Annotated in this window: 9 protein-coding genes and 2 pseudogenes; 2 read left to right on the top strand and 9 right to left on the bottom strand. The window is 46.9% G+C overall.

Annotated features, from left to right (window positions below; all coding sequences use genetic code 11):
* Positions 1-617: 617 nt before the first annotated feature.
* The 7 genes and pseudogenes from ACMGEE_RS21635 to ACMGEE_RS21610 form a co-directional block, all read right to left on the bottom strand.
* Positions 618-1,091 (bottom strand): hypothetical protein, encoded by a 474-nt coding sequence (locus tag ACMGEE_RS21635; RefSeq protein ID WP_436830628.1) that lies wholly within the window; start codon positions 1,089-1,091, stop codon positions 618-620.
* Positions 1,088-1,954, bottom strand: coding sequence for a hypothetical protein (locus ACMGEE_RS21630; protein WP_301253529.1), 867 nt, complete (start codon positions 1,952-1,954; stop codon positions 1,088-1,090). Before ACMGEE_RS21630 ends, ACMGEE_RS21635 begins: the two co-directional genes overlap by 4 nt.
* 80 nt (positions 1,955-2,034) lie before the next feature.
* Positions 2,035-2,400 carry a ribonuclease toxin immunity protein CdiI gene (cdiI, locus tag ACMGEE_RS21625; RefSeq protein ID WP_089414322.1) on the bottom strand — a complete coding sequence of 122 codons (366 nt, stop codon included), beginning with the start codon at positions 2,398-2,400 and terminating at the stop codon, positions 2,035-2,037.
* Positions 2,401-2,417: 17 nt separating this feature from the next.
* Positions 2,418-3,011 (bottom strand): CdiA family toxin C-terminal domain-containing protein, encoded by a 594-nt coding sequence (locus ACMGEE_RS21740; protein ID WP_301253537.1) that lies wholly within the window; start codon positions 3,009-3,011, stop codon positions 2,418-2,420.
* Positions 3,012-3,028: 17 nt separating this feature from the next.
* Positions 3,029-3,512 (bottom strand): annotated as a pseudogene (locus tag ACMGEE_RS21620) (VENN motif pre-toxin domain-containing protein); the annotation flags it as partial.
* Positions 3,513-3,565: 53 nt separating this feature from the next.
* A complete protein-coding gene (locus ACMGEE_RS21615; protein WP_436830627.1) occupies positions 3,566-3,790 on the bottom strand; it encodes a hypothetical protein in 225 nt (74 codons plus the stop codon).
* Positions 3,787-4,637, bottom strand: a pseudogene (locus ACMGEE_RS21610) (polymorphic toxin type 17 domain-containing protein). The gene ACMGEE_RS21615 and the pseudogene ACMGEE_RS21610 overlap by 4 nt, the downstream one beginning before the upstream one ends.
* A gap of 1,035 nt (positions 4,638-5,672) precedes the next feature.
* On the opposite strand from ACMGEE_RS21610, the gene ACMGEE_RS21605 reads away from it, so the two are divergent.
* The gene (locus tag ACMGEE_RS21605; protein WP_436830629.1) at positions 5,673-6,032 is read left to right on the top strand and encodes a helix-turn-helix domain-containing protein; all 360 of its coding nucleotides are present in this window, start codon (positions 5,673-5,675) and stop codon (positions 6,030-6,032) included.
* Between the two features lie 71 nt (positions 6,033-6,103).
* Positions 6,104-6,454: a SymE family type I addiction module toxin gene (locus ACMGEE_RS21600; protein WP_436830626.1), complete on the top strand. Its 351-nt coding sequence runs from the start codon at positions 6,104-6,106 to the stop codon at positions 6,452-6,454.
* 71 nt (positions 6,455-6,525) lie between these two features.
* On the opposite strand, the gene ACMGEE_RS21595 is transcribed toward ACMGEE_RS21600, so the two are convergent.
* Positions 6,526-6,939: a hypothetical protein gene (locus ACMGEE_RS21595; protein WP_062749673.1), complete on the bottom strand. Its 414-nt coding sequence runs from the start codon at positions 6,937-6,939 to the stop codon at positions 6,526-6,528.
* Positions 6,940-6,945: 6 nt separating this feature from the next.
* A partial coding sequence (locus ACMGEE_RS21590) for a VENN motif pre-toxin domain-containing protein (protein ID WP_436830625.1) occupies positions 6,946-7,947 on the bottom strand: 1,002 nt, incomplete at its 5' end.

The following is a 7,947-nucleotide window of genomic DNA, read 5'->3' as shown; positions in this document are numbered from 1 at the left end:
GTGTTCGACCTTATAGTCCGCGTGGTTTTCAATACTGCTGAAGCCCAGCGTGCCCGTATCCAGCCGGTTTTTATCCGTCGCTGCCGTTGAGCTGATACCACGCCGAAAAGGCAGTCACGCATGATCCAGAAAAGAACTGTGGAGTGGCGAAAGCTGGATTAACTGCATGATTACCAATGAAAGATCTTGGGGAGATGGCCTTGATTTACATCGTAACCGTTTAATTTTATATATAACCGTATTTTTTCACTCGGGAATAGAGGATATAATATCAAACTTACATTGAATATAAATAATTTAGGCGACAAGGCTATTACATTATAAATATTGTTCAGGTAACCATATAAACAGCTTGGCCTGCTGGCAGAAGCTAAACCAACATCTATAGCCAATTTTATTTTACCGAGCAATGCAGGTATTGGACCCCTAAATATTAATCCGCGCACTTAATACCAATTACATTTCTTTATTGCATCATAAATAATGATAACGTTAAAACCGTTACCATCTGACTTACATGCTGTACTTTCCTTATGAAAAGCACAAAATTCATCAAAACTACGATTATTACCTTCAACAAGTTTACAAAAAAATCTACTTGAACAAACCCTTGAATTTTATTTTCGCAGAAATATATCAAAAAACAATTTATAAGAATTATCCAGAGCACCCCTATAAACATCCTCCTGTACAATTTCATCGTAGCGATCAGATATTTTATTAATTAAATTATTTGAGTATTCATTCCTGAAAGGGGTGTTGCTATATTGGCAAAGTCCATCCATTGCTGCGGCAAGGACTGGAGGTGACATTCCCCCTACTTCTTTTTCAACATACAGAAGAGAGCACTCCTTATTTAAGTCAAATAAGTGAGATAGACAACTTGACTCTAGATATTTGTCACCAACATTACCGTCATTAAGTATGATTTTACAATACTTCTCACAGAGCTCTGGTTTTTTTTGAAATAATTCCAGAAAACAATCGGCCGCCTCATCATCAGGATTCTCAAACGAATCAACATTTACAAAGCCGTTTTTAATATAGCTTTCTAACTTTACTGATATTTGGATCTCTTTCTCAATATTCATTTCTTATCCTTAAATATACCCGTTGTCATTGTGGTCAATCTCTTCGTACCATCATCCATTACTTTCCATTTTGCGTTAATACGCACAGATCCAATTGTGCCATGGAGAACAATAGAGCTACTTGGGTTGCTTGCATTCACATCTTTAGCTGACTCCAAAAGTTTATCCATTATAACGGCGTTATTTTTAGGTGTATTAGGAATCCCTGATTTTATTAAGTTATCCCCCATCTCTCGGGTTCTATCTATTCTTTTTATGCTCTCGCTGATGGCTTTTAGTTCAGTTTCTTTCCCTGATTTTGCAAAGGTACTCTGATCGGCATTTTTTTGCGTTCTCAATAGTTCTCGTTGTTTTATTAAAGCATCAAAATCCCCTTTTGCTCCGCCACGCAACCATAGTTCAACTTTATCAACAGGAATATGAGCATCACCTTTAACTGCTGTTGCATGCAATTTCCCATAAACATCAGGTATTTGCTGTATTTTCGGGCCTTTATATCCTTTAGGCGTTATATATGAAATTCCGGCTCCAGCCAACCATGATGCAGCTTCGGCCGCAACGACCATATCTTTACCAAATTGACTGGTGTACTGGTCTATAACCGCATTGTCTTTTGATGTCTCCTGCTGCATAAATCTTGCAACATCATCATCAATTCCCAATAGAAAACCATTTTCAAGATACTCATTGTAAGCATCATCCGCAATTTCACGGCCAAATCCACATGTATTCGGATGTTCCTGACAAGCCGTCGCCTCAGCTTCCCTTTCCTTTTCTGCTTTATCGCGTGCAGCTTCAAATATGGGATCCAGATTTTCTCCTTTCTCTTTTGCTGCTTTGACTTCTCGGTTGAGGGCTAACATATCCTGGGCCAGATAGTTATTCTCAACAACAACATTTGCTCAATCCCGGCTCAGTCTATTCAATGGCTGGGATTTTCAGATCATAGAGGTAGTTTATCCAGTAAATTATTTAGTCTCTCTGTATCTTCAGGATTCAACAGGAGATACCTCTCACATGCCAGACGGACGTACTGATAGCAGACTTCTTCACTAACAATGACAGTATCTGCTTCAGAAGCGGGATAGCCAACGGCAAATTCAACGCCTTCAAAATGTTCGCTTTCATCATAACTATCCATATCTGGAAAATTACAATAAGCACCATCGGTGTTAAAGCCGACTTTTCTTATAATGTGTTCAATAACCTCCAGAAAATTCTTATCAGAGGACATGATATTAAAATAACCTACGATGATCTCATTTAAACCTGAATGTACATCCGACATGTCAAATAAGTTCTTATTCATATCAATTTTCCTGTAAATTAATTTGGGTGGAAATTTCTAACTGTACCTGTAGATTTATCCACATATATTCTGAAGCTAACACCGCCAGCAACAACATTTGCCGTACCATTCGGGCTGCTCATAGCTTCTTTATAACCACTAGCAGCGGCCTGCTGTCCGAGTTCTAAGATCTTGTGATCCGAGAATATTTTAGGATCGTAGATGGTTTTAGTTTCAGGTGTTGCTTTGTAATCTCCGGTCAGATTTCCAGCCCGATCTTTCGTCGGTATTAAATACTTCACCTCAGTAATACCTTTTACGCCAGTAGGTGTCTCACTGACGATTTTTACATTGTATTCCTTAGCGGCATCGTAAAACGCATTGGAATTATGCCCCCCCGAGATCCCATTTTTTTGTGTAAATCCATCCACTGTTGCCAGATGCTTCGGCTGGTCAATTCTGAAATTCACTCCATCAGGATAAGTGATCGTCGTGGTACCTTTCTCTACACTGGTTTTGTAAGGCAATGAGTTACCATCATACTGACCACCCGGATATTCCACATTCGTAACCGTTTTATCCGGTTTTAGGCTAAATTCACCTTCGCCTGATTTCCAGGCTGATGGCGGCATGTCAGGTATAGCCTTCCCGGTTTTCGAGACAACCTTAGCAACAACCTTCTCCGTCAGTACCGCACCACCTTTCACCACTCCGGCACCGCCAGCCAGCAGACTGGCTATATCGGTGACCAGCTTACCGCCTTCAACACCCGCATTAAACGAGCCGCTGGCCCCGGCTTTCTGGTACTCCGCCTCCATCCGGTCAATGCGGTCGATATAAGACTGCTTCACCGCGTCCGAGACATTACCTAACACGTCACCGCTGTTAAACAGTGCCTTCAATGCCTCGTAAGTTTCTACCGGACTGCTGGCCGTTTTCACGATACTGTCCACCGCGTCATACAGCCCTGCCGGAACCCCTGCCACCATTCCCGCCGCGAAGCTGCCGTCCTGTCCCAGATCTATAGCAGTCCATTTCGCCTGCGTCTGGGCTTTACAGGCCACGCTCTGACATTCTGCCAGCTCTTCTTTCTTTTGAGCCTGTTGTTTCTGGCTCAGATAGTTATTCTCAACCTCGTCGCTGAGTGACAGATAAAAATATCCCGGTTTGAAGACCGGGATATTTTTCAGTAATAATCTTCTCGCGTAAAACAGACACCTGTAGGTACAAGATCATCTTTATCAAAGTAAACAACCATTTCTTTTCCATGTATGGCAACAGAGTAACCATACACAACACCATTTTCCTCGCTTATGCCAAGAACCGCCCCCTTACAGCCAACATATTTATTATTCTTGGCTCCAGCTATGACTTCTACTTCATAATAAAAATCAATTTTCATATCAATCACTTATGAGTAACCTTACCATCTAGAGATATGTTTAGATGCGAGCCATCGCGTGTCGCCCAACCTAACTGAGCTTTACCAGTACGTGATAACTGTACATCCCATTCAAACTCCTGCCCTGCTGTACGAGATGGGCCTTTTACCCATTCATTCTTAAATTTGTCAATATAACATTATTTGGCCCTCTCGGTAGAGGTTGAGATGGAGAGTATCCTTCCGGCGGTATGTAACGGATTTTCCCTTTATTAGGAAGCTGAACATAATTTATACGGGCTTTAGTTGACCATGGTTGCGCACTGCCAGCGGTCCCTCCAGGATTGAAGGGGGGTTCATCAACATAATTGAGGTTTTTATCTGCATTCGGTACAGACGGCTTGCTGGCTTTAGCTGGTATCCCGGCCTGCATACCTTTCATACCGGCCAGCGCTACCGCTATCGCCTGCGTCTGCATTGCAGAGTCATAATCTTTCGCAACGTCATTCCAGTCACGATGCGTTGACGCCGCTATTGCAGTTATCGCCTGGTCACGGCTGATACTTCCCGCATCCACTCCCTGAAGAATGTTTTCCAGATTCGCCGCTTCGTGTGGATAAAGATCCTTATAAATAAGCGAATAACTGACATTTTCACCGTACTTCTTCAGTGCTTCCTGTGCCGGGCTAACCAGCGCACCACAGGCTGCCCCCCCTTTATTACCATCCGTACAGACCGCTTTTATCGCTTCATCACGCGCTTTACCTGTCTGATTAATCGTCGCCAGTTCTTTCGCTTCAGCCGGTGTTAACTCCTGTTTCAGGTAGTCGCGCTTCGTCTCCAGCTGTTTCTTTCTGTCTGCTTCCTGAACGCTCAGCCAGTTATTCTCAACAACAACTTCTTCCGCTGTGGAACTTGCCGCCGAACTTAACTTTTCCCTGTGCTTTCCGGTAATTACAGCCGGTTTTGTATGTCGCGTTTTGATGCCCGGTGATATTTTCCCCGACGCGCTTTTCTGACCCGTAACACGCTACCGCCCGGCCGTGGCGCTGTGCCTGCACCCGCGCATTTTACCAGCGTTGCCCGTTCTGTCATTACTGCTTTGCATCAGATGCTTCCCCGGTTCACAGCTTGCCTGTGGGCCGGGGAAGTATCCGCCGGGCGCGGGCTGGCGAGGCCCGCAAGCGACGGAACGGCGCTCTGTTCCACCGCTGTCTGACCGGGTTTTGATTTTGCATGACAACACTGAACCGGGGCGGGAAGCGGTAGCTGGCGAGGCGGGAACGAGCAACGCAGTGCGAGCCGCCGCAGCCAGACGCAGCCGGGCGGGCATGAACGCCCTTTAGCGGAGGCCGCAGGCCGACAACCGCTTTGCCGTTTGCTGAACACGATCAAGATGCCAACGCCGCCAGGGATGGCGGCCTCACCCGGTGCTGAACGCGGGCGGCGCAAGACATAACGCAGATTATACGCATACGAGCGCATGACGGGGTTTATGTGGTGTACATGAGGCGGGCGCGAGAGTGCGTATAATCTCCGGCGTTATGTTGAACGGACGAACGGCCAGCTGCTGACTGCCAGAACGCGCCGCCACTTACCGCTGGCCGGGCGACCGTTTACCCCCGCGCACCCAGGACGTGAAGAAGGCAGATCGCGCCAGGGATGGCGCGCTCTGCCGTAACCCGGAACAGTCCGGCTCACAGAGTGCTCCGCTAGCTCTGCTGGCTGTACGGCGACAGCCGTTCCAGCTCTGCCGGGGTCATCCGTCCGTTGCCCATTTCTGCCTCCTGCAAAAACCTGTCAAGACCATATTTGTGTTTTAATATGGTACATCATGATGTATTATTGGCAAGGGTTAATTTTTACAGGGAGTAATATCATGCGCACATCATCACACTGGTATCTGCTCACCATGTCACTACCTGCACGACTTAACACCCTGCGTAAAGAGCTTGGCCTGTCACAGCAGGCGATGGCCGATGCTATCGGGCTGCACGTCAACAGCTGGAAGAAGTATGAGAGCGGGCAGGCGATGCCCTCTCTGGATGCGCTGAAGAAGATAGCCACCACGCTGCACGTCAGTACCGATTTTTTGCTGTTTGATGAACATGAACGTGGCCCGGACGGCGAGCTGGCACTTCAGTTTGAAGCCATCAGTCAGCTGCCGGAGAATGAGCAGGCGATAGTGCGCGAAGTGCTGGAGAGCCTGATTATCAAGTATCAGTCCCGCCGCTGGGACTCTGCAAGGAAAGCGGTTAAAGAAGAGAGTTAATACAGACGCGGGCTGAAGGTGCGCTAACACCACCAACCCGCTGACCACAACCAACTATCAAGGAGTTGATTATGGCTGAGACACATCATAAGCCAGAGATTGCCACACACACAACCCGTTGTTATACCGTGGGTTATGTCAGTGACGCGAAGTACCAGCCCGTTCCGGCTGTCACACTGAAGGGCCACTGGCTGAAGGAGATGGGTTTTGATACAGGGACGGCGCTGGAGGTGAAGGTTTTACCGGGCTGTCTGATACTGGTCGCGCAGGAGCCACTGCCGGAACCACCCGCAGAGCCGGAGGTGGTGACCACCCTGAGGAAGGCCTGCAAGAAGCTCTCTGACCGTAAGCAGCGGCAGATTGAGGAGTTTATTGAACTGGTCGCCACGCCGCAGCGGCGACTGAGAAGTGGCGGTAACTGACTGGTGTACAAAGTAAAATCCCGGCTCAGCGGCCGGGATTTAGTAATAATAACTAAAATAGCAAATCCAGATTACCTCAGCCAAAAAGGCATATCATCTGAAGTCAGAACATCATATTCTTCTTTTGGCCTGTCTATATCTGAGACGCAATATGGCATATCTGTAATAATAATTTTTACCGCCTGATAAATATTCCAATCCTCATAAAAAGCTTTAGCTGATTGAAAACACCATTCAATACTCTCAAAATACTTCGAAAACTCCATCAGGAAACTTTCATGTGAAAGCGATTTTAGTTCTTGTATAACTAATTGAGTTTCACCAATTTCATCAAGGTTAACATATTTTTTATACAGCCTTTCCAATAAGTTACGCTCCCTTTCATTACGGGAAAGATGATGCAAAACATCAAAAAAACGAACCATATCTGAAGGGCTACCCAACTCAAAAAAAGAGCTTCCACCACAGAAACCAACATGTTTCATTTGTTGTTACCTTTTGAACCTAATAGAGGTTGGGTCAATAGCACCATTGGATTTCCCAACAATACCTTTAATAATCTCTCGTTCCTGATCTAATGAAATTGTTTGCCCACGAGTATCTATAACAACACGCTGTTGCATTCCCGCAGGTAAATTCTTCTGCCGCTCAATTGCCTGTTTTGCTACGTTATTAATCAGCCCATTTTTGTTAGTCGTAATATTATAGTTTTTCACTTCAACACTACAGACATTTCCCTGACACCAGTCAGGGCGAACCCCACCTTTTGTACCGTAGGGAACTTCTTTACCATCTTTGAAGCTGACTTGTTCGCGCCATCCGTCACCGAGATCTTTACCTACATCTATTTCAGATTGCCTGTGACCTGGGCGGACTACAGTTTCAATTTCATCGCTGGCTTTATTGATCAGCTTCGACGCTTCAGCAACATCCCCTTTATTCAGCGCTGCTCTTGCTGCCCTGAATATCTTGCCAGCAACCCGTTCACCCGGAATAACTGAAGCAATAGCTTCAAGATATCCAAGCGCACTTTCTGCTTCCGCCACGCTTTTCAACGTACCCACTACCGGCACAAAATCCAGACCGAGAGACACTGCCCCTGCAACCATTTCCTGCCGGTAAGCTTCCAGTCTGACAGAACATGCTTCCGCACCCAGCCCTGCACACTGCTCTTTTTTAATCTCTTCGAGCGTTTCTTCAGTGTGTTCTCTGGCAACCTGTTGCGGTGATTTACCTGCGGCCAGAGCATCGGTGAGGTCGGACAACGTATTATTCTCAACCGCGTTCTTCCCGGCCTGCGCGCCCGTCACCGCACCGCCGGCACTGTCCCCGGCAAGCCCGCCCGCCAGCCCCGCCGCGAGCGTCCCCAGCGCGCTGATGGTCTGACGCTGCTCCTCGCTCAGGTCTGCACGGTCCACGCCCGGATAGAGCTGCTGCGCGATATACTCGCCCGCCGCGCCGCCTGACGCTCCCGCCAGCGCCGAACCGCCCGA

Source organism: Erwinia artemisiae (assembly GCF_051400835.1).
In the GTDB taxonomy this organism is placed as follows: Bacteria; Pseudomonadota; Gammaproteobacteria; order Enterobacterales; family Enterobacteriaceae; genus Erwinia; species Erwinia aeris.
Note: the sequence above shows the minus strand (reverse complement) of the source record. Positions and strands in the feature narration are given on the sequence as shown.